The 24,057-nt window shown below is 72.2% G+C and carries 21 protein-coding genes; 9 read left to right on the top strand and 12 right to left on the bottom strand.

Annotation, left to right across the window (positions count from 1 at the left end; all coding sequences use genetic code 11):
- Positions 1-95: 95 nt before the first annotated feature.
- Entirely contained in the window at positions 96-707 is a 612-nt protein-coding gene (locus tag ACFQ79_RS33150; protein ID WP_383590321.1) for a biotin transporter BioY, read from the bottom strand.
- A 255-nt stretch (positions 708-962) separates the two neighbouring features.
- Between ACFQ79_RS33150 and ACFQ79_RS33145 the strand changes: the two genes are divergently transcribed.
- Positions 963-2,336, top strand: a complete 1,374-nt coding sequence (locus ACFQ79_RS33145) for an amino acid permease (RefSeq protein ID WP_383590319.1) — start codon at positions 963-965, stop codon at positions 2,334-2,336.
- 117 nt (positions 2,337-2,453) lie between these two features.
- Positions 2,454-3,872 (top strand): amino acid permease, encoded by a 1,419-nt coding sequence (locus tag ACFQ79_RS33140; protein ID WP_383590317.1) that lies wholly within the window; start codon positions 2,454-2,456, stop codon positions 3,870-3,872.
- Between the two features lie 191 nt (positions 3,873-4,063).
- On the opposite strand, the gene ACFQ79_RS33135 is transcribed toward ACFQ79_RS33140, so the two are convergent.
- Positions 4,064-4,960 (bottom strand): hypothetical protein, encoded by an 897-nt coding sequence (locus tag ACFQ79_RS33135; protein WP_383590315.1) that lies wholly within the window; start codon positions 4,958-4,960, stop codon positions 4,064-4,066.
- Positions 4,961-5,156: 196 nt separating this feature from the next.
- On the opposite strand from ACFQ79_RS33135, the gene ACFQ79_RS33130 reads away from it, so the two are divergent.
- Positions 5,157-5,801, top strand: a complete 645-nt coding sequence (locus ACFQ79_RS33130; RefSeq protein WP_209494873.1) for a superoxide dismutase — start codon at positions 5,157-5,159, stop codon at positions 5,799-5,801.
- Between the two features lie 139 nt (positions 5,802-5,940).
- Here the strand turns inward: ACFQ79_RS33130 and ACFQ79_RS33125 are convergent, their stop codons facing one another.
- Positions 5,941-6,576, bottom strand: coding sequence for a DsbA family protein (locus tag ACFQ79_RS33125; RefSeq protein WP_383590313.1), 636 nt, complete (start codon positions 6,574-6,576; stop codon positions 5,941-5,943).
- A 162-nt stretch (positions 6,577-6,738) separates the two neighbouring features.
- Between ACFQ79_RS33125 and pepN (ACFQ79_RS33120) the strand changes: the two genes are divergently transcribed.
- Both pepN (ACFQ79_RS33120) and ACFQ79_RS33115 read left to right on the top strand, forming a co-directional pair.
- Complete coding sequence (gene pepN / locus ACFQ79_RS33120; protein ID WP_383590311.1) at positions 6,739-9,303, top strand: aminopeptidase N; 2,565 nt, start codon at positions 6,739-6,741, stop codon at positions 9,301-9,303.
- Between the two features lie 261 nt (positions 9,304-9,564).
- A complete protein-coding gene (locus ACFQ79_RS33115; RefSeq protein WP_383590309.1) occupies positions 9,565-10,569 on the top strand; it encodes a hypothetical protein in 1,005 nt (334 codons plus the stop codon).
- 4 nt (positions 10,570-10,573) lie between these two features.
- On the opposite strand, the gene ACFQ79_RS33110 is transcribed toward ACFQ79_RS33115, so the two are convergent.
- From ACFQ79_RS33110 to ACFQ79_RS33090, 5 genes are all read right to left on the bottom strand, one after another.
- The gene (locus ACFQ79_RS33110) at positions 10,574-11,719 is read right to left on the bottom strand and encodes a serine hydrolase domain-containing protein (RefSeq protein ID WP_383590307.1); all 1,146 of its coding nucleotides are present in this window, start codon (positions 11,717-11,719) and stop codon (positions 10,574-10,576) included.
- 135 nt (positions 11,720-11,854) lie between these two features.
- A complete protein-coding gene (locus tag ACFQ79_RS33105; protein WP_383590306.1) occupies positions 11,855-12,322 on the bottom strand; it encodes an NUDIX hydrolase in 468 nt (155 codons plus the stop codon).
- A 9-nt stretch (positions 12,323-12,331) separates the two neighbouring features.
- Positions 12,332-12,922 carry an HPP family protein gene (locus ACFQ79_RS33100; protein ID WP_383590304.1) on the bottom strand — a complete coding sequence of 197 codons (591 nt, stop codon included), beginning with the start codon at positions 12,920-12,922 and terminating at the stop codon, positions 12,332-12,334.
- A 151-nt stretch (positions 12,923-13,073) separates the two neighbouring features.
- Positions 13,074-13,955, bottom strand: a complete 882-nt coding sequence (locus ACFQ79_RS33095; RefSeq protein ID WP_383590323.1) for a pyridoxamine 5'-phosphate oxidase family protein — start codon at positions 13,953-13,955, stop codon at positions 13,074-13,076.
- 32 nt (positions 13,956-13,987) lie between these two features.
- A complete protein-coding gene (locus tag ACFQ79_RS33090; protein WP_383590302.1) occupies positions 13,988-14,443 on the bottom strand; it encodes a VOC family protein in 456 nt (151 codons plus the stop codon).
- A 137-nt stretch (positions 14,444-14,580) separates the two neighbouring features.
- Between ACFQ79_RS33090 and ACFQ79_RS33085 the strand changes: the two genes are divergently transcribed.
- The 3 genes from ACFQ79_RS33085 to pepN (ACFQ79_RS33075) all read left to right on the top strand — a co-directional run bounded on the left by ACFQ79_RS33085 (position 14,581) and on the right by pepN (ACFQ79_RS33075) (position 18,983).
- On the top strand, positions 14,581-15,123 hold the full coding sequence (locus ACFQ79_RS33085) for a CGNR zinc finger domain-containing protein (RefSeq protein WP_383590300.1): 543 nt from the start codon (positions 14,581-14,583) through the stop codon (positions 15,121-15,123).
- A gap of 103 nt (positions 15,124-15,226) precedes the next feature.
- Positions 15,227-16,246: an aspartate-semialdehyde dehydrogenase gene (locus ACFQ79_RS33080; RefSeq protein ID WP_383590298.1), complete on the top strand. Its 1,020-nt coding sequence runs from the start codon at positions 15,227-15,229 to the stop codon at positions 16,244-16,246.
- Between the two features lie 160 nt (positions 16,247-16,406).
- The gene (gene pepN, locus ACFQ79_RS33075; protein WP_383590296.1) at positions 16,407-18,983 is read left to right on the top strand and encodes an aminopeptidase N; all 2,577 of its coding nucleotides are present in this window, start codon (positions 16,407-16,409) and stop codon (positions 18,981-18,983) included.
- A gap of 178 nt (positions 18,984-19,161) precedes the next feature.
- Here pepN (ACFQ79_RS33075) and alc read toward each other — a convergent pair whose 3' ends face one another.
- The 4 genes from alc to ACFQ79_RS33055 form a co-directional block, all read right to left on the bottom strand.
- Entirely contained in the window at positions 19,162-20,289 is a 1,128-nt protein-coding gene (gene alc, locus ACFQ79_RS33070; protein WP_383590294.1) for an allantoicase, read from the bottom strand.
- Between the two features lie 120 nt (positions 20,290-20,409).
- Positions 20,410-21,336 carry a LysR family transcriptional regulator gene (locus ACFQ79_RS33065; RefSeq protein WP_383590292.1) on the bottom strand — a complete coding sequence of 309 codons (927 nt, stop codon included), beginning with the start codon at positions 21,334-21,336 and terminating at the stop codon, positions 20,410-20,412.
- A 20-nt stretch (positions 21,337-21,356) separates the two neighbouring features.
- Positions 21,357-22,298, bottom strand: a complete 942-nt coding sequence (locus ACFQ79_RS33060) for a DMT family transporter (protein ID WP_383590290.1) — start codon at positions 22,296-22,298, stop codon at positions 21,357-21,359.
- Positions 22,299-22,303: 5 nt separating this feature from the next.
- Positions 22,304-23,329 (bottom strand): EamA family transporter, encoded by a 1,026-nt coding sequence (locus tag ACFQ79_RS33055; protein WP_383590288.1) that lies wholly within the window; start codon positions 23,327-23,329, stop codon positions 22,304-22,306.
- A 134-nt stretch (positions 23,330-23,463) separates the two neighbouring features.
- On the opposite strand from ACFQ79_RS33055, the gene ACFQ79_RS33050 reads away from it, so the two are divergent.
- Positions 23,464-23,982, top strand: coding sequence for a MarR family winged helix-turn-helix transcriptional regulator (locus ACFQ79_RS33050; protein ID WP_383590286.1), 519 nt, complete (start codon positions 23,464-23,466; stop codon positions 23,980-23,982).
- The last annotated feature ends 75 nt before the right edge of the window (positions 23,983-24,057 follow it).

Below are 24,057 nucleotides of genomic sequence, written 5' to 3'. Positions count from 1 at the left end.
GCGCCGGGGCACCCACGCGAGAGGGCCCGCCGTTCCTCGGGGAACGGCGGGCCCTCCTCGTCTGCGCTCGGGTCCCGTACGGACGGGGCGACGGCTCAGCCCTTGCGGTCGAGCAGCTTCCACGCGGTCGGCAGGACGCCCATCGCGAGGGCCGCCTTGAGGGCGTCGCCGATGAGGAACGGGGTGAGGCCCGCGGCGACGGCCTGGCCGAGGGTCATGCCGGTGGCGAACGCCAGGTACGGCACGCCGACCGCGTAGACGACCGCGGAGCCCAGGACCATCGCGCCGGCCGTGCGGAGCACCGAGCGGTCCGCGCCGCGGCGGGCGAGGGCGCCGACGACGGTCGCGGCGAGCAGCATGCCGAGGACGTAGCCGAAGGACGGCATGCCGTAGCCCGAGGTGGCCTGCGCGAACCACGGCACGCCCGCCATGCCGGCCACCGCGTACAGGGCCAGGGCGAGGAAGCCGCGGCGGGCGCCGAGGGCCGTGCCGACGAGCAGGGCGGCGAAGGTCTGGCCGGAGACCGGGACCGGCGAGCCGGGGACCGGGACGGAGAGCTGCGCGGCGAGGCCGGTGAGGGCGGCGCCGCCGACGACCAGGGCGATGTCGCGGGCCCGGCTCGCGGCCACGCTGCCGCTCGCGGGCAGCAGGTCGGCGAGGACGGTTCCCGCACGGAGGGAACGGACGGGGGCGGCGGCGGTGCTCATCGGTACTCCGCGGGGGTGAGGGTGGGTGGGACGCCTTGACCGTATGCCAGGAGTGAACGCTCGATCACCGTCAGCCGCCGACAAAGCGATGGTCGAGTGCTTCGTTGAGATCGAACAAACCGCGCCGATCACCCTTCTCGCCACGTGACGCTTGTCACTGGGAAGTCCTGCGCGGAGGTCCCTTTTGCGCCAGGGGTCGTTCACTGGAGAGACTGTGGGGTCTCCATAAACCGTCAGAGAGCACGAGCCCCCTCCATGCACGACTCCCTCGCCTCCGAACCGGAGCCCCTCTCCCACGGTCTGAAGCAGCGTCATCTGACGATGCTGGGGCTCGGCGGCGTGATCGGCGCCGGTCTCTTCGTCGGCTCCGGCGCGGGCATCGCCGTCGCCGGGCCCGGGATCGTGGTCTCGTATCTGATCGCCGGCGCCCTCGCGATGCTGGTCATGCGGATGCTGGGCGAGATGTCGGCGGCGATGCCCGCCTCGGGAGCCTTCTCCGTGCACGCCGAGCGGGCCCTGGGCCGGTGGGCCGGCTTCTCGGTGGGCTGGCTGTACTGGTTCCTGCTCGTCGTCGTCCTCGCCGTGGAGGCGACCGGCGCGGCGCGCATCGCGAACGGCTGGGTGCCGGGGGTCCCGCAGTGGGGCTGGGTGCTGATCTTCATGATCGTGTTCACCGTGGCCAACCTCGCGGCGGTGAAGAACTTCGGCGAGTTCGAGTTCTGGTTCGCGGCGCTCAAGGTCGGCGCGATCGTCCTCTTCCTGGTGCTCGGCACGCTGGCGATCGTCGGCTGGCTGCCCGACACGGATCCGGTGGGGCTCGCGAATCTGACCGGACAGGGCGGCTTCCTGCCCAACGGCTGGTCGGGAGTGATCTCCGGGGTCCTCGCCGTCGTCTTCGCCTTCGGCGGTCTGGAGGTCGTCACGATCGCGGCGGCCGAGTCCGACGACCCGGCGCGGAACGTGGCGCGGGCGGTGCGCAGCGCCGTCTGGCGGATCCTCCTCTTCTACGTGGGCTCGATGCTGGTCATCGTGACGCTGCTGCCCTGGACCTCGATGGAGCCGGGCGAGTCGCCGTACGTCGCCGCCCTGGACGCGATCGGGGTGCCGGCGGCGGGCCAGATCATGAACGTGGTGGTGTTCGTGGCGCTGCTCTCGGCGCTCAACGCGAACCTGTACGGCTCCTCGCGGATGGTGTTCTCGCTGGCCGAGCGCGGCGAGGCGCCGAAGGGGCTGCTCCGGGTCTCCGGCGGAGGGGTGCCGCGGCGGGCGGTGCTCGCCTCGGTGGCCTTCGGCTTCGTCTCCGTACTGCTGAATCTGAAGTGGCCGGATTCCGTCTTCCTCTACATGCTCAACGCGGTCGGCGCGGTGCTGCTCTTCGTCTGGGCGCTGATCGCGGTCTCGCAGCTGCGGCTGCGGCGCCGGATCGAGCGCGAGGCCCCCGAGACGCTGACGCTGCGGATGTGGGGCTTCCCGTGGCTGACCTGGGTGGCGCTCGCCGCGATGGGCGCGGTGCTCGTCCTGATGCTTTCCGACGACGGGGCCCGGCCGCAGGTGCTGTGGTCGGGGGCGGCGACCGGGGCGGTGCTGCTGGTGGCCTGGGTCCGGGAGCTGCGTACGAAGCGAGGTTAGATCTTCACCTTGTGTGAAGGTCGTGCCCGTATAGCGGACATCCGTTCCCTGTGAGCGGTGGTGGCCCACAGACTGTGGGCTCCCTCCCCCGTCTCAGCTAGTGAACAGGGCTCGCCCATGTCTCGGACCACCGCGCCCGCGCCGGCCGACCGCAAGGACGGCGCGACCGCAACCGCCGAAGGCCTCAGCCACGGCCTCAAGCAGCGCCATCTCTCGATGATCGCCCTCGGCGGCGTCATCGGCGCCGGGCTCTTCGTCGGCTCCGGCGCCGGTATCGCCGCCGCCGGGCCCTCGATCGTGATCGCCTACGCGATCTCCGGCATCCTCGTGATGCTGGTGATGCGCATGCTCGGCGAGATGTCCGCGGCGAACCCGGCCTCCGGCTCGTTCTCCGTCCACGCCGAGCGGGCCCTCGGCCCCTGGGCCGGCTTCACCGCCGGCTGGGCCTTCTGGTTCCTGCTCTGCGTCGCGGTCGGCCTGGAGGGCATCGGCGCCGCGAAGATCATGACCGGCTGGTTCCCGGACAGCCCCGAGTGGGCCTGGGTCGCGCTCTTCATGCTGGTCTTCTGCGTCACCAACCTCGCGGCCGTGAAGAACTTCGGCGAGTTCGAGTTCTGGTTCGCCGCGCTCAAGGTCGGCGCGATCGTGCTGTTCCTCGGCATCGGCGTCCTCGCGATCGTCGGCGTCCTGCCCGGCACGGACGCCCCCGGCACCGCGAACCTCACCGGCGACGGCGGCTTCTTCCCGCACGGCTCCGAGGGCCTGATCGTGGGTCTGCTCGCCTCCGTCTTCGCGTACGGCGGTCTGGAGACGGTCACCATCGCGGCGGCCGAGTCGGAGCACCCGGTGCAGGGCGTCGCCAAGGCGGTCCGTACGGCGATGTGGCGGATCGCGCTCTTCTACATCGGCTCCATGGCGGTCATCGTCACGCTCGTCCCGTGGGGCGACAAGGCGGTCGTCGAGAAGGGCCCGTACGTCGCGACCCTCGACCACCTGGGCATCCCGGCGGCCGGCCAGATCATGAACGTCGTCGTGCTCGTCGCCCTGCTGTCGGCGATGAACGCCAACATCTACGGCGCCTCCCGCATGGCCGGTTCGCTCGTCTCGCGCGGCCAGGGCCCGAAGGCGCTCGGCCGCACCTTCGGCGGGGTCCCCCGCCCGGCGGTGCTCGTCTCCTCCGTCTTCGGCTTCGCCTGCGTGCTGCTCAGCTACTGGCGTCCGGACGACATCTTCGTCTGGCTGCTCAACACGATCGGCGCGATCATCCTGGTCGTCTGGTTCTTCATCGCCGCGTCCCAGCTGGTGCTGCGGCGCCGCACCGAGCGCGAGGCGCCCGAGAAGCTGGTCGTGCGGATGTGGGCCTTCCCGGTGCTGACCTGGGTGGCGCTGGCCGGCATGGCGGCGATCTTCGTCCTGATGGCCCGCGAGGAGGGCACGCGGGTGCAGCTGTACTGGACGGGCGGCCTGACGCTGCTGCTCGCCGCCGTCGGCTTCGCGCGGCAGAAGCTGCGGGGACCGGTGTCCGAGGAGTCCTGAGCCTCCCCCCTCCGGCCCCGCCGCGCCCCGTCGAGCAGCTCGTGCTCGGCGGGGCGCGGCGCCGTGTCCGGAGGGGTGCGGCCGTGTCCGGAGGGGTGCCGGTCGGGAGGGGTGCCGGTCGGCAGGGGCGCCGGTCGGGAGGGGTGCGGGTCGGCAGGGGTGCCGGTCGGGAGGGGTGCCGGTCGGTGGGGTCAGACTCCGCAGTACGGGGCCGTCCGCACGGACCCTCCGGCGTTCTCGTCGTCCGTGCCGAGCAGGGCGTCGCCCGTGCCCGGCAGGCACTCCACGGCTTCGATCTTGGAGCCGGGGAAGGTGCCGAGGACCTTCGGTGCCGCGTCGAGCGAGATCCGCACCCGGCCGACGGCCGAGAGCGTCACCCGGCCCGCGTCGCTCACGGCCGAGTCGAACGGGCCGTCGTCCCCGGCGTCCGACGCCGAACCGACCAGGATCCGCCCGGAGTCGGTCACCGTGATGTCGGAGATGTGGCGCGCCCCGGCGCCGGCCGGATACGCCGACCGGTAGACGCGGCGGCTGACGGCGCCGAACAGCACCTGCCCCCAGGACGCGAACGAGAGCGGCGCCGCGTACAGGGTGGCGGGCCGGTCCGTGCCGGAGCCGCGGTCCGCCCAGAGCGCGGCGAACCTCCCGTCCCGGGACACGAGGGCGAAGCTCTCGAAGTCGTCGCCCTCGCCGATCTCCGGGAGCGGGGAGTAGTCGAGGACGGTGGCGGCGGCGCCGTCGACCCTGAGGCGGTAGACGATGCCGCGGGCGGCGAGGGCCACGTACTCGCCGGGGGCGCCGGGGACGGCCTCGATCGCCTCCAGGTCGACGGGCTCGACGCCGCTCCAGGAGAGCGGGGTGACGGTGGCGGGCCCCTCCGCGTGGGTGAGGCGGGAGAGGCGCTGCTGTCCGGTCCGCTTGTTGTCGTGGACGACCAGCGCGCCGGTGCCCTCGTGGGCGATGCCGCTGATGCCGCCGTGCGCGTCGGTGCCGACCCGCTGCCAGTCCTCGGGGGCGGCGACGGCGGGGGTGGCGCCGAGCACGGCGAGGAGCGCGGTCGCCGCGAGAAGTCTCAGGGGGAGTCTCATGCCAGCACGTTATGGATCTTGGTGGGCGCGGTCCCAGTGCCGCTTGGCCCGTTCGGCGGAGCGCGCGGAAGCAGTACGAACCCACCAGAGGCCTAGGACCGACTTAGGACCAAGGGCTGATCAACATCGTGCGCACCTACTGTTAGCCTGCACTTGCATATAGGTTGCAATAAGAGGTCAGGCGAAGGGCTCGGCAATGGCGATCTACACACTTCCGGAGCTGCCGTACGACTACGCGGCGCTGGAGCCGGTGATCAATCCGCAGATCATCGAGCTGCACCACGACAAGCACCACGCCGCGTACGTCAAGGGAGCGAACGACACCCTGGAGCAGCTGGAGGAGGCGCGCGACAAGGACCAGTGGGGCGCGATCAACGGCCTGGAGAAGAACCTGGCCTTCCACCTCTCCGGCCACATCCTCCACTCCATCTACTGGAACAACATGAACAGCCCGAAGGACGGGGGCGGCGGCGAGCCGCTGGCCGCCGACGGCGTCGGTGACCTCGCGGACGCGATCACCGAGTCCTTCGGCTCCTTCGCCAAGTTCAAGGCCCAGCTGACCAAGGCCTCCGCGACCACCCAGGGCTCCGGCTGGGGCGTCCTCGCGTACGAGCCGATCAGCGGCCGGCTGATCGTCGAGCAGGTCTACGACCACCAGGGCAACGTCGGCCAGGGCTCGGTGCCGGTCCTCGTCTTCGACGCCTGGGAGCACGCCTTCTACCTGCAGTACAAGAACCAGAAGGTGGACTTCATCGAGGCCATGTGGCAGGTCGTCAACTGGCAGGACGTCAGCAAGCGCTACCACGCCGCCAAGGCCTCCGTACCGCTGATCTCCTTCTGACCGGCGCCCGGGAGGGCTCCCCCTGTCGTCCTGCTCGTGATCGTCTTCTCAACCTTCACTCGCAGGCGGATGAAAGAAGAACCCCCGTGATGACGTGAATCACGGGGGTTCTTCCATGCCTCGGGAGAGGCCTCACGGACTACGTGAAGCTGGGATCCGCCGTCCGCGTGCGCTTGATCTCGTAGAAGCCGGGCGTCGACGCCACCAGCAGGGTGCCGTCCCAGAGCCGGGCCGCCGCCTCGCCGCGCGGGGTCGGGGTGACGACGGGGCCGAAGAAGGCGACCTCGTCGCCGTCCGCGCCCGGCACCGCGATGACCGGGGTGCCGACGTCCTGGCCGACCTTCGATATGCCCTCCGTGTGAGAGGCGCGCAGCTCGGCGTCGTAGGTGTCCTTGTCGGCGTACTCCACCAGGTCCTCGGGCAGGCCGGCGTCGGTCAGGGCGCCGACGATCGCCTCGCGGGTCGGGCCCTCGCCGTTGTTGTGGAAGCGGGTGCCGAGCGCGGTGTAGAGCTTGCCGACGACCTCGTCGCCGTGCAGCTGCTGGGCGGCGATGACGACGCGGACGGGGCCCCAGGCCTTGGTCTCCAGCATCTCGCGGTACTCGGCGGGGACCTCGTCGAGACGGTTCTCGTTGAGCACCGCCAGGCTCATGACCTTCCACCGCACGTCGACCGGGCGGACCTGCTCCACCTCCAGCATCCAGCGGGAGGTCATCCACGCCCAGGGGCACAGCGGATCGAAGTAGAAGTCGGCGGTGGTCCTGCTCTCGGACATGTCACTCCTCGGTACGGCCGTGGCGAAAAGAAAGGCGGAAAGAAGACGGCGGTGCGCCGAAAGGAGGGAACCCCCGGACGCGCGACGGCATTCCCGTGTCCCGGGTGACAGCCGCACATGGGAAGATCGGTGCTGTTTCGAACGTGCCACGAAGGAGTGACCGTGCCCGGTGAGAATCTGTCCCGCGACGAGGCCCACGAGCGGGCGGCGCTGCTGTCCGTCGACGGGTACGAGGTCGTCCTCGACCTGCGCTCGGCGGTCGGCGACTCGGCCGAGGCCGTGCGCACCTTCCGCTCCGAGACGACGATCCGCTTCCGCCGCACCGGCGAGGGCACGAGCACGTTCGTGGATCTGATCGCCCCGTCCGTGACCGCGGTCACCCTCAACGGGCGCACCCTCGACCCGGCGGTCGTCTTCGACGGCTCCCGGATCGCGCTCGACGGGCTCGCCGACGAGAACGTCCTCGTGGTGGACGCCCAGTGCGCCTACAGCCGGACCGGCGAGGGCATGCACCGCTTCGTCGACCCGGAGGACGGCGAGGTCTACCTCTACACGCAGTACGAGCCGGCCGACGCCCGCCGGGTGTACGCCACCTTCGAGCAGCCCGACCTCAAGGCCCCGCACCGCTTCGCGGTCACCGCGCCCGAGGGCTGGACGGTCTGGTCGAACGGCGCGGGCGAGCAGGACGCCGAGGGCGTGTGGCGGTTCGCCGAGACGGCGCCGATCTCCACGTACATCACCTGTGTCGTGGCGGGCCCGTACCACTACGTCACGGACAGCTACACGCGGACGCTGGCCGACGGGACCGAGCTGGAGATCCCGCTCGGCGCGATGTGCCGCAAGGGGCTCGCCAAGCACTTCGACGCGGACGACGTCTTCCTGATCACCAAGCAGGGCTTCGACTTCTTCCACGACAACTTCGACTACCCGTACCCCTTCGGGAAGTACGACCAGGCCTTCGTCCCCGAGTACAACCTCGGCGCGATGGAGAACCCGGGCATGGTGACCTTCCGCGAGGAGTACATCTACCGGGGCAAGGTGACGCAGGCGGCGTACGAGCGCCGGGCGAACGTCATCCTGCACGAGATGGCGCACATGTGGTTCGGCGACCTCGTCACCATGGTGTGGTGGGACGACCTGTGGCTGAAGGAGTCCTTCGCGGACTTCATGGGCTCCTTCTCGCTCGCCGAGGCGACCCGCTTCACCAACAGCTGGGTGACCTTCGCGAACAACCGCAAGGCCTGGGCGTACCGCGCCGACCAGCTGCCGTCCACGCACCCGATCACGGCCGACATCCGTGACCTGGAGGACGCCAAGCTCAACTTCGACGGCATCACCTACGCCAAGGGCGCCTCGGTGCTCAAGCAGCTCGTCGCGTACGCCGGCCGGGACGCGTTCCTCGAGGGCGCGCGCCGCTACTTCAAGCGCCACGCCTACGGGAACACCCGGCTCGCCGACCTCCTCACCATCCTGGAGGAGACCTCGGGCCGTGACATGAAGGCCTGGGCGAAGTCCTGGCTCCAGACCTCCGGCGTGAACACCCTGACGCCGGCCGTCACCTACGACGCCGAGGGCCGGATCACCGAGCTCGCGGTCCTCCAGGAGGGCGACGAGCTGCGCCCCCACCGCGCCGCCGTCGGCCTCTACCGGCTCTCCGGCGGGGAGCTCGTCCGGTACGCGCGCGCCGAGGCCGACATCACCGGCGCCCGGACCGTCGTCGCCGACCTGGCGGGCGAGGAGAAGCCCGACCTGGTCCTCGTCAACGACGACGACCTCACGTACTGCAAGGTCCGCTTCGACGAGGGCTCGCTCGCCACCCTCCGCGCGCACCTCGGCGACATCACCGACCCGCTGGCCCGAGCGCTGTGCTGGTCGGCGCTGTGGAACCTGACCCGCGACGCCCTGATGCCCGCCCGGGACTTCGTCTCCGTCGTCCTCGCCTTCGCGGGCCGGGAGACCGACATCGGCGTCCTCCAGATGGTGCACGCCTGGGGCAAGTCGGCGGTCACCCACTACGCAGCGCCCGCGTGGCGCGAGGAGGGCGGGCGGCTGCTCGCCGAGGGCGCCCTGCGCGAGCTGCGGGTGGCCGAGCCGGGCAGCGAGCACCAGCTGACCTGGGCGCGGTTCTTCGCCGCGACGGCCTCGTCCGAGGCCGACCTCCAGCTCCTCGAAGGCCTGCTCGACGGGACGGCGAAGATCGACGGGCTCGACGTCGACCAGGAGCTGCGCTGGTCGCTGCTCTCGCCGCTCGCCGTGCACGGCCGGGCGGACGAGATCCGGATCGGCGAGGAGCTGACCCGGGACGACACGGCGACGGGCAAGCGCCACCAGGTCCGTCTGCTGGCCTCGCGGCCCTCGGCGGCCGTCAAGGCGCAGGCCTGGGCGCAGGTCGTCGAGTCGGACACCCTGTCGAACGCGCTCGTCGAGGCGACGATCGCCGGCTTCGTCCAGCCCTCGCAGCGCGAACTGATCGCCCCCTACGCGGAGAAGTACTACGCGGTGATCGAGCGGCTGTGGGCCGAGCGGTCGATCCAGATCGGCATGGACGTGGTCCGGGGCCTGTTCCCGGGGCTCCAAGACGACGAGGCGACGCTGTCCGCGACGGACGCCTGGCTGTCGGCGCACGAGGAGGCCGCCCCCGCCCTGCGCCGGCTGGTCCTGGAGTCGCGTGACGACCTGGCGCGGGCGCTGCGGGCACAGGACTGCGACGGACGCCTGGCGGTTTAGCCGGTCGGTGGGGAGCGGGGCCCTGAAGAGGGCGCCGCTCCCCGGTGCGTCGGGCGCCGGTGCTACGGGCGCGGGAGACGGCACCCGCCTTCGGGGGCGTGGTGCCCACCCGTTCCGCGCCGGGCGGAACGCATGCCCACCACGGGGGCAGCGTCCCTCATCGGCACTCGAACGCGCGTACTTTAGGACGGGGTTGTCCCCAATTGTCGACGAACGTGTAACAGGGGTTAGGGCGGCCTTCGGGAGCGGAAGACCCCCGGCATGAACCACAACACCCCCATCACCCCCCGCCCCCTCCCCCTCTCCCCCCACACCGGCCGGGCACAACGCCTGGCGTCCGCCGACCAGTTGAGGGCCCAGGGCATTCCCGCCGGCGAGGTCGCCGCGCAGTGCCGGCCGGGCGCCTGGCAGCAGCTCCTCCCCGGCGTCTTCCTGCTCCAGCCGGGAACGCCCACCAGCGAGGACCGGCTCCACGCCGCGCTCCTCTACGCCCGCAGGACCGGGGCCGTGCCCCCGCAGGGTCCCGACGCGATGATCACCGGACTCGCCGCGCTCACCCTGCACCGCTTCTCCGCCGCTCCCCCGCTCACCGCCCTGGACCGCATCGACGTCCTGGTCCCCCGGACCCGGCGGCTGCGCTCCACCGGCTGGGTGCGGGTGGTGCGCGCCCTCGAGTCCCCGGAGCCGGTGGAGCTGACGGGTGTGCCCGTCGCCCCGGTCGCCCGCGCCGTCGCCGACGCGGTGTCGGGGCTCTCGGACGCGGAGACCGTACGCCGGCTGCTCACCGAGGCGGTGCGCGGTGGGCACTGCGAACCTGGCTCGGTGGTACGTGAGTTGAGCCATGCCCGGCTCCTCACCCGGCCGCACGTGGTGGACGCGGTGGACGCGCTGCTCGCCGAGGGGCGCTCGCTCTCCGAGGAGCGGCTGTACGAGATGGTGCGGGAGTTCGCCCTGCCGGACCCGCTGTGGAACGTGGACCTGCGGCTGCCGGGCGGCCCGCATCTGGGCGGGGTGGACGCCTACTGGCCCGACCAGGCCGTGGCCGTCGAGCTGGACACCCGGGCGCCGCGGCAGGACGAGGACGCGCTGTGGTCCGAGTACACCCGCAAGCGGGAGCATCTGGAGCGGCTCGGCATCACGGTCGTCCACCTCACCCCGCGCAAACTGCGCGAGGCGATGGACCAGCAGGCCACCGTGGTGCGTACGGCCCTGATGGCCGCGCCCGACCGGCAGCCCGCCGCGTATGTCGTCGTCCTGCCGCGGTGAGGGGTCAGCGCTTCGGCGTGACGCCGCAGAACTCGGCCTCCAGGACGGCCTGGCTGTCGCCCGTCCAGTCGGCGTTGAAGTTCATGGCGAGGGAGTGCCCGCCGTCGCGGGTGGCCTGGGCCTCGGAGGAGGAACCGTGGATGCCGCCGCCGTGACCCCAGATCTCCTTGCCGCAGCTGAGCTTCTGCTTCATGAGCCCGAGTCCGTATCCCGCGCCGGGGAGTTCGGGGGACACCGGGACGGTGGTGGTCATCTCCCTCATCTCGGCCTTCGGGAGCAGCCGGCCCTTGAGCAGGGCGCGGTAGAAGGTCTGCAGGTCGTTGGAGTCGGAGATCATCTCGCCGGCCGCGTAGGCGATGGTGGGGCTCAGCCGGCTGACGTCGTGGACCTGCGCGTCCGGGTCGGCGGAGAGCGTGGACCAGGCGGGGGAGCTGGGCTTCGGCATCCTCACGTCGGTGCCGGGGACGCTCGTGGCGCGGAGCTTGAGCGGCTTGACGATGCGGTTCTCGACCGCCTTGCCGTAGGGGCGGCCGGTGACCTTCTCGATGACCATCCCGGCCAGGACGTAGTTGGTGTTGGAGTAGTTCCAGTCGGTGCCGGGGGCGAAGTCCGGCGCGTGGGTCATGGCGATGTCGACGAGCTGGCGCGGGGTCCAGCGGTCGTAGCGGTGCTCCAGGAAGCCGGGGCCGAAGATCTTCTCCTGGAAGCCGGGGTCGGAGGTGACGCTGTAGACGCCGCTGGTGTGGTTGAGCAGCTGGCGGACGGTGATCCTGCGGCCGTCGTGGCCGTTGCCGCGGACGACGCCGGGCAGCCACTTCTCGACCGGGTCGTCGAGGTCGAGCCGGCCCTCCGCCTGGAGCTGGAGGAGGACGGTGGCGACGAAGGTCTTGGTGATGGAACCGACGCGGAAGCGGTCGTTGCCCCGGCGCTCGCCGGCGGTGCCGGTCCAGTCGCCCCGGCCGTCCCGGGCCTGGGCCACGACCCCGGGCACACCGGCGTCGACCGCGGCCTGGAGCGCCGCCCGGGTGGCGGTGTGATCGGCCTTCGTCGGCGCGGACGCCGCCAGGGCGGGGGTGGCGAGTGCCGTGGCGGTGAGTCCGGCGACCAGGACGGCGGCGAGGACGGTGCGGGTCGTGCGTACGGCTGACATGCGGGCTCCCCTGAGGCTCTGCTGCGGTGCGTGTACCGCGGTCGGCGGGGAGGACCGTGGGGGCCCGCGGGACGGTTGAGCGGGCTTGCGCCGGTTGAGCGGTTTTCGGCCGAACCTGAGCCGTACGGTCGAGCCTCAGGTCGCCGACGGGTCGGCGAGCCGGGAGCGGCCCACCGGGGGCCGCTCGCGCCACAGGTCGAGGCCGATGTCGACGAGGCCGACACGGGTCAGTGCGGGGACGGTGTCGAGCGGATGCCAGGCGGCGAGGTCGGTGGAACCGTCGGTCTCGTTGCGCAGGGCCCCGCCGGTGATCCGGGCCTCGTAGATGATCCGCAGGCCCTGGAAGTCGCCGGGTCCGCCGAGGCGGCGCAGCCAGCCGCGGCGGATGGAGTCGATGCCGAGGAGGGCGGTGGGCTCGGTGAGGTACCCCGTCTCCTCCTCCACCTCACGGACCACGGTGTCCACGGGCTCCTCGCCGTGGTCCATGCCGCCGCCGGGCAGCGTCCACCGTTTGGTGCCGTCGCCCGCCACCCAGCGGGCCAGGAGCATCTGCCCGTCCCGTACGCACACGGCGTAGGCCGCCACCCTCAAGTCCTTCTGCATGAACCGAGGTTAGAACCAGTACACGGGGTACGTCCGGCCGGTGACGCGGGCGGCTCCGAGACCGACCGCGACGAGAAGGAGGCAGGCGAGCGCGAGAAGGCCGAGAAACGACCAGAAGGGAGGCGACGTGACGGCGACGATCACGGCGGTCGCGGCGGCGGGCGAGTGCGGGGTACGGGCCAGTGTCATCACGCCCAGGGCGAGACCGCCCGCGACGGCGGCGCCCCAGAGGCCCGGCCCCGCCACGGCCAGGACGGCGAAGCCGGTGAGGGCGGAGAGCAGCTGACCGCCGAGGACCGAGCGCGGCTGGGACAGCGGCAGATCGGGCGCGCCGGCGACCAGGGCCATGCTCGCGGCGAGCGGCGGGATGAGGAGGGGCTGGTCGAGCACGGTCCCGACGGCGACCAGGAGGAGCAGCGCGGCGACGCTTCCGGCGGTGGACAGGAGGAGAACCCGGGGCCGGGGGCGCGGGGGCGGGCCTGGACGACGTCGGGGTGCGGCCGGGGCCGCGACTGCCGCCGGAACCGTGGAGGGGGCGGTTTCGGCGGCGGTGGCGGGGCCGGTGGGCAGGGCGGCGTCGGGGGCCGGGGTGACGGTCACGGAGCGGTCCTCGGGGTGGGGTCGGCGGGTGGGCGCGGGCGTACGGGGGCGCGGGGCGGCGGGCCGCGGGGCGGGCCGCGCGGGGCCGCGGGCCGCTGCGGCCGCGTCGGCGCCGTGGGCATCGGCGCCCGGCGGTGGTGGTGGGTCCTCGTCAGGCCGCGGTCGGGTTGGCCGGGGAGTACTCCGGCGGCGACCAGCGCAGCGGGCTGCCGGCCGGGGTCTCGGCCGTGCGCTCGACACGGAAGCGGACGACGCGCCCCTCGGGACCGTACTCGGTGTGGGCGAGGCCGCTGAGCTGCAGGGTCGTCCCGGTCTCCCAGTCGAGGAAGAGCAGCCCCGCGCGACCGTCCGACTCCAGGTTCCCCAGGGTCAGGAACATCGCGTTGCCCGGGTAGTCGCGCCAGCTGAGCTCCCGGGGCTCGTCGACCCGGACGAACCCGGGGTTGCCCCCGCGATGACTGGTGTCGACCCCGTCGGACGCGGCGCTGGCCACGAAGAAGGTGTCCGCCGCCCGGACCTGGCGCAGCTGGGCGGGGGTGAGCTCCTCGCCGTACCGGACGGTGCCGGTCCCGGGAGCGGTCGGATCGGAGCCGTACCACTCTCTCTTCTGGAGGTATTTCGGGCAGTTGGAGAACACCTGCTCGGCCTCGATCGTGAAGCCGCGCGCGCTGGGGCGGGCGGTGCCGTTGAGGCGCATGCGGCGGCGGGTGCGGGGGTCGAGGGCGAGGGTGCCGACGGGGGTGCCGTCGGCGGTGATCGCGTCGGCGAGCGGGTCGTACGCGGGGATGCCGCCGGCGACGGACACGGTGTGCGGGCCGGTGGCGCGGGTGAAGCCGGGCGCGCCGGTGAGGAGGCTCGCCCAGACGCGGCCGCCCCGGTCCGCCGCGCCGATCATCAGCATCGGCTGGGCTTCCAGGAAGGCGGCGGCGACGGGACGGATGCCGGGGCGGATGGAGGGGGCGATGTGGGCGGCCAGGTCCTCCACGCCCACTCGGGCCTGGACCGCTCGGGAGCCCTGGTTGTAGGCGGTCACGTGGTCGTGGGCAGGCACGGGGTCCTCCAGTTCTAGAAGAAGCCGCAGGTCGGGGCGGAGTCCGACGGGGCTTCCGCGCCCTCGGCCCCCTTCGGGACCGAGATCTCCAGGCGGGTGCCGTCCGGGTCGTGGAAGAAGATGCCGCCCGAGGCGGCGCCCTCGCGGTGGGCCACGACGCCCTCGTAGGCGAAGGTCGCGCCGCGGGCGAGCAGCGCGGCCTCGGCGGCGCGGACGTGGTCGAGGGACTCGGCCTCGAAGGCGAGGTGGTGGAGACCCGCGCGGCCGGGCGCGTAGGCCTCGCCGGCCTGCTGCCAGAGGGTGAGGACGAGCCGGCCGTCCCGGCCGAGGAAGGCGAAGCGGCTGTCTCCCTCCGCGCCCTCGCCGAGCGTCTCGAAGCCGAGGACCTCTCCGTAGAAGGTGAGCGAGCGGTCCAGGTCGGTGACGTTGAGGCCGACGTGGTGGGTGGTGAGCGTGCCGATCGCGGTCATGGCGGATCCCATCGTTCCGGGTGCGGCCAGCCCCTCTCCCGGGCTAACCTCTCAATGCGACTTTAGAGGTTAGATGCGAGGGGCGTCAACCGCTCACGTACTCTTGAGGGGTTAGTTCACCGAGGAGGGCTCCCGTCATGACCGCGATCGACCCACGGCCGCTCGTCGGCGAGCCCGTCTCCCTCGACCTGCTCAACACCCGCTGGAACGAGGAGGGCGTCCGACAGGACCTGCTCACCGGGGTCGGGGGGCTCACCGTCTGGCTCGCCGCCAACGGGCTCGGCGAGCGGTTCACCGCCGACGCCACCACCCTGCGCCACACCCTCGCCGCCCGGGACGCGCTCACCGCGCTCGTCGACCGCCCCGGCGACCCCACCGCCGTCGCCCGCGTCGACGCCGTCCTCGGCCACGGCCGCATCCGGGCCACGCTCACCGCCGAGGGTCCCGGTGAACGGCCCGAGTTCGCGGACCCCGCCTGGGGCCCCGGCTGGACCGCCGCCCGCGACTACCTCGACCTGCTGCGCACCGCCCCCGACCGGATCCGGGCCTGCGCCCACGAGGCGTGCATCCTGCACTTCTTCGACACCTCACGGAACGGCACCCGCCGCTGGTGCTCGATGGCCGTCTGCGGCAACCGCGCCAAGGCCTCCCGCCACTACGCCCGCACGAAGGAGAGCTGACCCCCTTCCGTCCCGTCCCTTGGACAATGGATTGGACAAGGCGACCCGGGACATACGCATCATGGACCGGCAGCAACCTGCACATACGTACGGAGGAGTCCCCGTGAAGGTCGGAATCGTCGGAGCCACCGGTCAGGTCGGCACAGTCATGCGCAGCATCCTGGCCGAGCGGAGCTTCCCCCTCGACGAGCTGCGGCTCTTCGCCTCCGCCCGCTCCGCCGGCACCGTCGTGGACGGCGTCACGGTCGAGGACGCCTCCACCGCCGACTACACCGGCCTGGACATCGTCCTCTTCTCCGCCGGCGGCGCCACCTCCCGCGCCCTCGCCGAGAAGGTCGCCTCCCAGGGCGCCGTCGTGATCGACAACTCCTCCGCCTGGCGCGGCGACCCCGAGGTCCCGCTGGTGGTCTCCGAGGTCAACGCGCACGCGATCAAGGACCGCCCCAAGGGCATCATCGCCAACCCGAACTGCACCACGATGGCCGCGATGCCGGTCCTCAAGCCGCTCCACCAGGAGGCCGGCCTCACCGCGCTGATCGCCACCACCTACCAGGCCGTCTCCGGCTCGGGCGTGGCCGGTGTCGCCGAGCTGCGCACGCAGGCGTGTGCCGTGGCCGAGACCGCCGACCGGCTGGCGTTCGACGGCGAGGCCGTCGCGTTCCCCGAGCCCGCCGTCTACAAGCGCCCGATCGCGTTCAACGTGGTCCCGCTGGCCGGCTCGATCGTGGACGACGGCTCCTTCGAGACCGACGAGGAGCAGAAGCTCCGCAACGAGTCCCGCAAGATCCTGGAGATCCCCGGCCTCAAGGTCTCCGGCACCTGCGTGCGCGTCCCGGTCTTCTCCGGCCACTCCCTCCAGGTGAACGTCCGCTTCGACCGCCCGATCAGCGTCGAGCGCGCCTACGAGCTGCTCGAGGACGCCGAGGGCGTCGAGCTCTCCGAGATCCCGACCCCGCTCCAGGCGGCCGGCAAGGACGCCTCGTACGTGGGCCGCATCCGGGTGGACGAGACCGTCGAGAACGGCCTCGCGCTCTTCCTCTCCAACGACAACCTGCGCAAGGGCGCGGCGCTGAACGCCGTGCAGATCGCCGAGCTGGTCGCGGCCGAGCTCAAGGGCGCCTGACCCCCGCCACGCCACGAGGGCGGCCATCCGGAGACGGGTGGCCGCCCTCGCGCGTTCGCCCGGGAAGGCTCCCGTGTTCGCCCTGGGAAATGTCTCGTGCGCTGCCGACACACCCCGTGGAAGGATGGGCCAAACATCACAAAACCGAGGAGTTGACCGGGTGCCTGGCACAAACCTGACCCGTGAAGAGGCTCAGCAGCGGGCAGCGCTGCTCACCGTGGACGCGTACGAGGTCGAACTCGACCTCTCCGGTGCGCAGGAGGGCGGCACCTACCGGTCCGTCACCACCGTCCGCTTCGATTCCGCCGAGGCCGGCGCCTCGACCTTCATCGATCTCGTCGCCCCCGCCGTCCACGAGGTCGTGCTGAACGGCCACTCGCTGGAGATCGGCGCCGTCTTCCGGGACTCCCGGATCGACCTGCGCCATCTGCTGGCCGGCCGCAACGAGCTGAAGGTCGTCGCCGACTGCGCGTACACCAACACCGGCGAGGGTCTGCACCGCTTCGTCGACCCGGTCGACGACCAGGCCTATCTGTACACGCAGTTCGAGGTGCCGGACGCGCGTCGCGTCTTCGCCTCGTTCGAGCAGCCCGACCTCAAGGCGACCTTCCAGTTCACCGTGAAGGCGCCGACGGGCTGGAAGGTCATCTCCAACTCTCCGACCCCGGAGCCCAAGGACGACGTCTGGACCTTCGAGCCGACGCCGCGGATCTCCACGTACATCACCGCGCTGATCGTCGGCCCCTACCACTCGGTGCACTCCTCGTACGAGAAGGACGGGCAGAGCGTCCCGCTCGGCATCTACTGCCGTCCGTCGCTCGCCGAGTTCCTCGACGCGGACCACATCTTCGACGTCACGCGCCAGGGCTTCGACTGGTTCCAGGAGAAGTTCGCGTACGACTACCCGTTCGCGAAGTACGACCAGCTCTTCGTGCCGGAGTTCAACGCGGGCGCGATGGAGAACGCGGGCGCGGTCACCATCCGCGACCAGTACGTCTTCCGCTCGAAGGTGACGGACGCGGCGTACGAGCGGCGCGCCGAGACCATCCTGCACGAGCTCGCCCACATGTGGTTCGGCGACCTCGTGACGATGGAGTGGTGGAACGACCTCTGGCTGAACGAGTCGTTCGCCACCTACACCTCCGTCGCCTGCCAGGCCTCGGTGACGGGCACCCGCTGGCCCAACGCGTGGACGACCTTCGCCAACGCGGAGAAGACCTGGGCCTACCGCCAGGACCAGCTGCCCTCCACGCACCCGATCATGGCCGAGATCAACGACCTGGAGGACGTGCTCGTCAACTTCGACGGGATCACGTACGCCAAGGGCGCCTCGGTCCTGAAGCAGCTCGTCGCCTACGTCGGCCAGGACGAGTTCTTCAAGGGCGTCCAGGCCTACTTCCAGGCCCACGCCTTCGGCAACACGCGCCTCTCCGACCTCCTCGGCGCCCTGGAGGAGACCTCCGGCCGCGACCTGAAGACCTGGTCGAAGGCATGGCTGGAGACCGCCGGCATCAACATCCTCCGCCCGGAGATCGAGACCGACGAGAACGGCTCGATCACCTCCTTCGCCGTCAAGCAGGAGGCGCCCGCGCTCCCCGCCGGCGCCAAGGGCGAGGCCGTCCTGCGCCCGCACCGGATCGCGATCGGCTTCTACGACCTCGACGCGGCCGGCAAGCTGGTCCGCACCGAGCGCCTCGAACTCGACATCGAGGCCGCCGGGCTGACCGCCGTCCCGCAGCTCGTGGGCAAGGCCCGCCCGGCGGTCGTCCTCCTCAACGACGACGACCTGTCGTACGCCAAGGTCCGCCTCGACGAGGTGTCCCTGAAGAACGTCACCGCGCACCTCGGCGACTTCGCCGAGTCGCTGCCGCGCGCCCTGTGCTGGGCCTCGGCCTGGGACATGACCCGTGACGGCGAGCTGGCCACCCGCGACTACCTGGAGCTCGTGCTCTCCGGTGTCGCCAAGGAGTCCGACATCGGCGTGGTCCAGTCGCTCCAGGGCCAGGTCAAGGCGGCCCTGGAGATGTACGCGGCGCCGGAGTGGCGCGAGGCCGGGCTGGCCCGCTGGACCGAGGCCACCCTCGCGCACCTCCAGGCGTCCGCGCCCGCGAGCGACCACCAGCTGGCCTGGGCGCGCGCCTTCGCGGCGACCGCCCGCACCCCGCAGCAGCTGGACCTGCTCGCGGCCCTCCTCGAGGGCCGCGAGACCATCGAGGGCCTGGCGGTCGACACCGAGCTGCGCTGGGCGTTCGTCCAGCGGCTCGCGGCCACCGGCGTCTACGACGAGCCGGAGATCGCCGCCGAGCTGGAGCGCGACCGCACCGCGGCGGGCGAGCGCCACGCGGCCACCGCGCGCGCGGGCCGTCCGACGGAGGCGGCGAAGGCGGAGGCCTGGGCCTCGGTCGTCGAGGACGACAAGCTGGCGAACGCCGTGCAGGAGGCCGTCATCGGCGGCTTCGTGCAGGCCGACCAGCGCGAGCTGCTCGCCCCGTACACGGCGAAGTACTTCGCGTCGATCAAGGGCGTCTCGGAGACCCGCAGCCACGAGATCGTCCAGCAGATCGTGGTCGGCCTCTACCCGAGCCTCCAGGTCTCGCAGGAGACCCTGGACGCGACGGACGCCTGGATCGCCGAGCACGACCCGGCCCCGGCGCTGCGCCGCCTGGTGACGGAGAGCCGCGCGGGCGTGGAGCGCGCGCTCCGGGCGCGGGCGGCGGACGCGGCGGCGGCGAAGTAACGCACCCCGTAGGGAGGAAGGGGCCCCGGACCAGGTCGGTCCGGGGCCCCTTCGCGTATCGGCGCTCCCACGGGTCTGGCGCGTACGGAGCGGGAAGAACCGACCGTGAGGTCCGCCCGGCGGGCGGGCGTCGGCGCGCTGCCGCTCCGCCGGGCGGAAGTGCGGGGCCCGGCCGTGCTCAGCCGCCGAGCGTCGTGAACCGGGCGCGCAGATCGGCCGCGCCCTGCTCCGTCAGGGTCCCGTGGAGGCGCATCCGGGCGACGCCGCCGTCGGGGAAGGCGTCCAGGCGGACGTGGGTGACGACGGCCTGGGCGGGGAGCTTGAAGCGGTGGAGGGTGTCGGGCTGGAGCCTGGTGCGGGGGATGATCTCGAACCACTCCCCCGTCTCCCCGTTGCGCCCCTGGAGGGCGATCCAGCCCGCCGAGTTGCCCTTGAGGTAGGCGGTGTCGATCTCGACGGCGCGGACGGCGCCCTGCGCGGCGAGCCGGAAGCGCACCCAGTCGTTGGTGCCGCGCACCCGGCGGCGCCGGTTCTCCCAGCCGTCGTCCATCTTGCGGGAGGTGCCGGGCAGGATGATCTGGGTCGGCGAGGAGTAGAACCGGTCCGAGGCGTCCTCGTACGAGCCGCCGTTGAGCACGGAGATCAGGTCGAGGGTGCCGAGCAGCTCCAGCCACTCGGGGTCGGGCACGACCTCGCCGTGGACGCGGAGGCGGGCGATGCCGCCGTCGGGGTGCTGGCAGACCCGGAGGTGGGTCCAGCGGCGCTCGGCGGTGATGGTGAAGCCGTTCTCGGCGTGGCCCCGGACGGGGGTCGGCGGGACGAGCTCCTCCCACTTGGCGTCCAGGAGTTCCGCGGGGCTCGGCGAGCCTTCCACCGCGGTGGCCTGGATGCTCACGCGCTGCGGGTAGTTGCCGCGGAAGTGGGCGGTGTCGACGACGATCCCGCGGATCACGCCGGGGGCGCCGAGCCGGACGATGGCCCAGTCGTGGTCCTCGGGGGCGGGGAAGACGTTCTCGGCGTCGGCGCCGCGGCGGCGGCGGGTCTCCCAGCCGTCCATGATCTTGCCCTTGTGGCCGAAGTGCTCGGGGTCGAAGACGGCCCGCTCACGGACGAGGAGGTTCTCCCGCTCGGCGAAGAACTCGTCGTTCGCGGCGACGACACCGGCGCCGAGACGGCGGTCGGCGAGGTCGACCAGCTCGGTGAAGGGGAAGTCACCGGCCCGGTAGTCGGCGTACGGGTCGCCGCCGGAGTACGGGGCGGCGTCGTTGGCGTGCGGGTCCTGGTCCTGGCTCGTCTCGAAGGTCATGCGTCGACTGTGCGCCTCGGAGACCTGGTGGGTCCATCGAATGTTTTCGATGGGTGTCTTCAGTTCTGCTGAACAATTTCCGAGGGGGTCGGCTCCGGCTCCGTCGGCCGATGCCCGGGATCAGGCCTGCTGCACGGTCTCCCGCTGGGCCGCCGCCTGCCGGAGCGCTCCCAGCACCCGCGCCACCGCCGGGCCCTCCTCCGCCCCGCGCCGTACCGCCGCGACGACATGGCGGCGCGGCTGGTCGGCGGCGAGGACCCGCATCACGATCCCGGCGCCGCCCCGGCGTTCCGCGGAGGCCATCCGGGGCACCAGGGCGATGCCCATCCCGGCCTCGACCATGGCGAGGATCGCGGTCCAGCCGGAGGCGCTGTGGGCCTGCTCGGGCACGAATCCGGCGGCTTCGCAGGCGGCGGTGGTGATCTCCGACCAGGGGCCCGAGCCGCCGAAGATCCAGGGCTCGGCGGCGAGGTCGGCGAGCCGCAGGCCGGGCGCGTCGGCGTGGGGGTGTCCGGCGGGCAGGGCCACGTCGAGGGGGTCGGCGAGCAGCGGGACCCGGCTGAACTTGGGATCGCGGGCGGAGGGCGCGTGGGCGGCGAGCGAGAGTGCCAGATCGACCTCGCCGGCCGAGAGCAGTTCGTACGCCTCCGCCGCCTCGGCCTCCCGGATCCGGACGTCGAGCCCGGGGTGCGCGCTCCGCAACTGCCGTACGGCGGGCACGACGAGCGCGGGCACGGCCGTCGAGAACGCCGCCACCCGCACCTCTCCCGCCTCGCCCCGCAGATAGCCATCGAGTTCGGCGTCGGCACGCTCCAACTGGGCGAAGACCACCTCCGCGTGCCGCAGGACGAGGTGGGCGGCGTCGGTGAGCCGGACACGGCGGCCCTGGGCCTCCAGGACGGGTACGCCGAGCTGTCTGGCGAGGTTGGTGAGCTGCTGCGACACGGCCGAGGGGGTCATCAGCAGCGCCTCCGCCGTCGCGGTGACGGTGCCGCGGTCACGGAGGGTGCGGAGGATCTGGAGCTTCTTGATGTCCCACTCGGTCATGGGGCGCAACCTATCCGGAGCTATGCGGCCCCGCGCGCGCCGGTCGCCGAGCTGAGGGCCACTCCGCCGAGGATGAGCGCCATGCAGGCCACGCCGAGGACGCCGAGCCGCTCGCCGAGCAGGGCGTACGAGAGGAGGGCGACACAGACGGGCTGGAGGTAGTAGACGACGCCGGCACGGGCCGCGCCGATGAGGGCGACGGCCTTGTTCCAGGCGAAGAAGGCGACGGCGGAGGAGAGCACGCCGACGTAGACGAGCGGGCCGACGGTGCCCGCGGTGGGCTCGAAGCCGCCGTGGACCACGAGGTCGGCCACGTACAGCGGGAGCAGCATCAGGGCGCCGAAGAGGAAGGTCGCGTAGAGGAAGACGACCCCGCCGAGTCCCTCCGGCCGGCGCTTGAGGAGGGCGCTGTACGAGGCGAAGCTGAGCGCCGCGGCGAACATCCACAGGTCGCCGGCGCCGAGCCGGGAGGGCAGGGCTCCCCTGCCGACCAGGAGCAGCACGCCGGCGCAGGCGATGACCATGCCCGTGACGCGCCGGGCCCCGAGCCGGGCGCCGCCGAACCGTTCGTACAGCGCCATGACCACCGGAGAGGCGGCCATGATCATGCCCATGTTGCCTGCGGAGGTGGTGAGTCCGGCCTGGTTGACGAGGGTGTTGTAGACGGTGATGCCGAGCAGCGAGGCGAGGACGACGAAGCCCGGGTGACGGCGGATCAGGTGTCGCTGCCGCCAGGTGGCGCGGGCGGCGAGGGGGGTGACGACCAGGATCGCGACGATCCAGCGCCAGAAGGCGGCCTGGACGGGCGGGACGGTGTCGTGCAGGGCGCGGGCCGCGACGAAGCTGCCGGACCAGACGACCGTGGCGAGCAGGGCGAGGAGCACACCGAAGCCGGCGCCTCGGGCGGGCGCCGGCTTCCGGGTGTGGACGGGGGTCGGGTGACGTGTGCTGGTCAGGCTCATGGGGCCTACCGTCGCACCGCCGAACCTTCCAGGTCCATCGAAACTTTCTGACCATTTCCTTCGATGGAACTGAACGATTCGAGGGGCGCCTCGACGACCGGCCCGGCGGCCGGCTCGGCGGCCACCGCGACGACCGGTCCGGCGTCCGCCTCGGCGGCCGGCTCGGCCCCCTTCGCCGTACGGGGGCTCAGCTGGCCCGTCAGGGTCGCGCCGAAGGCGATCAGCATGCCGAGCAGCTGCACCGCGCCGAGGGCCTGCCCGAGCGCAGCCCAGCCGATGATCGCGGCGGTGATGGGCGAGAGCGGGCCGAGGAGGGTGGCGGAGGAGGCGCTGAGCCGCTCGATGCCGCGGAACCAGAGGAAGTACGAGATCGCGGTGTTGCCGAAGGCGAGGTAGGCGTACCCGGCCAGGTTGGTGCCGGTCAGGGCCGGCGGGGCACCCTCGATCAGGAAGGCGATCGGCAGGATGACCAGGCCGCCCGCGGTGAGCTGCCAGCCGGTGAGCGCGAGGGCGCCGACGCCCTCGGGGCGGCCCCAGCGCTTGGTGAGGACGACGCCGGCCGACATCGACAGGGAGGAGAGCAGTCCGGCGAGCACGCCGACGGTGTCGAACGCCGCCCCGGCCTTGAGGACCACGAGGCTGACGCCGAAGGCCGCGGCGATGGCGGTGAGCAGGGTCCTCACCGTGGGCTTCTCGCCGAGGAAGAGGGCGGCGAGGCCGACGACGAAGAGCGGGCCGACCGAGCCGACGACGGCGGCGACGCCGCCGGGGAGCCGGTAGGCGGCGAGGAAGAGCAGCGGGAAGAACGCGCCGATGTTGAGGGCTCCGAGGACGGCGGACTTCCACCACCAGGCGCCCCGCGGGAGCTTGCGGGTGAGCGCCAGGAGCAGGAGCCCGGCGGGCAGGGCGCGCATCAGGCCGGTGAAGAGCGGCCGGTCGGGCGGCAGGAACTCCGTGGTGACGAAGTAGGTCGAGCCCCAGGAGATCGGGGCCAGGGCGGTCAGCGCGACGACGGCTGCCTTGCGGGACATGACGGTCTCCCCCTTGCTGCGGATGCCGGTCCGAGCGGGCCGGACTGGCTTGGCGGTAATTAACTTACCACTAAGCTACTTACTTGCAAGTGGCTTTCTTGCCATCGAGTCACACGGAAGAGGAGACTGCTCGCATGGACACGAAGACCCCCGGCCCCGGCCCCGCCCACGACGCCGTCGACGCCATCACCGACCAGTGGGCGGCGGTCCGCCCCGACCTGGACACCGTGCCGATGGCCGTCTTCGGGCGGATCTACCGGCTCGCGAACGCCATGCGCGGCAAGGTGGACAAGGCGTACGCGCCCTACGGCCTGGCGCTCGGGGAGTTCGACGTGCTCGCGACCCTGCGCCGCTCAGGGGAGCCGTACACGCTCTCGCCGCGCGAGCTGACCGCGACGCTGATGATCACCACCGGCGGGATGACCGGCCGGCTGGACAAGCTGGAGAAGGCGGGGCTCGTCACCCGCAGCCCCGATCCGCACGACCGGCGCGGACTGCGGGTCACGCTCACCGAGCACGGCCGGGAGCTGGTGGACCGGTCCGTCACCGCCGGCCTCGCGCAGCAGCGGGAGGCCCTGGAGAGCGCGCTCGGCGAGGAGGAGGCGGCGCAGCTGGCCGGGCTGCTGCGGAAGCTGCTGGCGACCACGGCGTAGGGCGGACGGGGTCTCCGCGCACGGATCCGCGCACGGTTGCACGCACGCGAGGGCGCCGCACGGTACGTCGTACCG

This window comes from Streptomyces sp. NPDC056480, from assembly GCF_042795405.1.
GTDB lineage: Bacteria > Actinomycetota > Actinomycetes > Streptomycetales > Streptomycetaceae > Streptomyces.
The sequence above is the reverse complement of the archived record's forward strand: the minus strand, read 5'-3'. Positions and strand labels throughout refer to the sequence as shown.

Coding starts and splice junctions, on each gene's coding strand:
- ACFQ79_RS33150 (WP_383590321.1), bottom strand. CDS start 707: ATGAGCACCGCCGCCGCCCCCGTCCGTTCCCTCCGTGCGGGAACCGTC.
- ACFQ79_RS33145 (WP_383590319.1), top strand. CDS start 963: ATGCACGACTCCCTCGCCTCCGAACCGGAGCCCCTCTCCCACGGTCTG.
- ACFQ79_RS33140 (WP_383590317.1), top strand. CDS start 2,454: ATGTCTCGGACCACCGCGCCCGCGCCGGCCGACCGCAAGGACGGCGCG.
- ACFQ79_RS33135 (WP_383590315.1), bottom strand. CDS start 4,960: ATGAGACTCCCCCTGAGACTTCTCGCGGCGACCGCGCTCCTCGCCGTG.
- ACFQ79_RS33130 (WP_209494873.1), top strand. CDS start 5,157: ATGGCGATCTACACACTTCCGGAGCTGCCGTACGACTACGCGGCGCTG.
- ACFQ79_RS33125 (WP_383590313.1), bottom strand. CDS start 6,576: ATGTCCGAGAGCAGGACCACCGCCGACTTCTACTTCGATCCGCTGTGC.
- ACFQ79_RS33115 (WP_383590309.1), top strand. CDS start 9,565: ATGAACCACAACACCCCCATCACCCCCCGCCCCCTCCCCCTCTCCCCC.
- ACFQ79_RS33110 (WP_383590307.1), bottom strand. CDS start 11,719: ATGTCAGCCGTACGCACGACCCGCACCGTCCTCGCCGCCGTCCTGGTC.
- ACFQ79_RS33105 (WP_383590306.1), bottom strand. CDS start 12,322: ATGCAGAAGGACTTGAGGGTGGCGGCCTACGCCGTGTGCGTACGGGAC.
- ACFQ79_RS33090 (WP_383590302.1), bottom strand. CDS start 14,443: ATGACCGCGATCGGCACGCTCACCACCCACCACGTCGGCCTCAACGTC.
- ACFQ79_RS33085 (WP_383590300.1), top strand. CDS start 14,581: ATGACCGCGATCGACCCACGGCCGCTCGTCGGCGAGCCCGTCTCCCTC.
- alc (WP_383590294.1), bottom strand. CDS start 20,289: ATGACCTTCGAGACGAGCCAGGACCAGGACCCGCACGCCAACGACGCC.
- ACFQ79_RS33065 (WP_383590292.1), bottom strand. CDS start 21,336: ATGACCGAGTGGGACATCAAGAAGCTCCAGATCCTCCGCACCCTCCGT.
- ACFQ79_RS33060 (WP_383590290.1), bottom strand. CDS start 22,298: ATGAGCCTGACCAGCACACGTCACCCGACCCCCGTCCACACCCGGAAG.
- ACFQ79_RS33055 (WP_383590288.1), bottom strand. CDS start 23,329: ATGTCCCGCAAGGCAGCCGTCGTCGCGCTGACCGCCCTGGCCCCGATC.
- ACFQ79_RS33050 (WP_383590286.1), top strand. CDS start 23,464: ATGGACACGAAGACCCCCGGCCCCGGCCCCGCCCACGACGCCGTCGAC.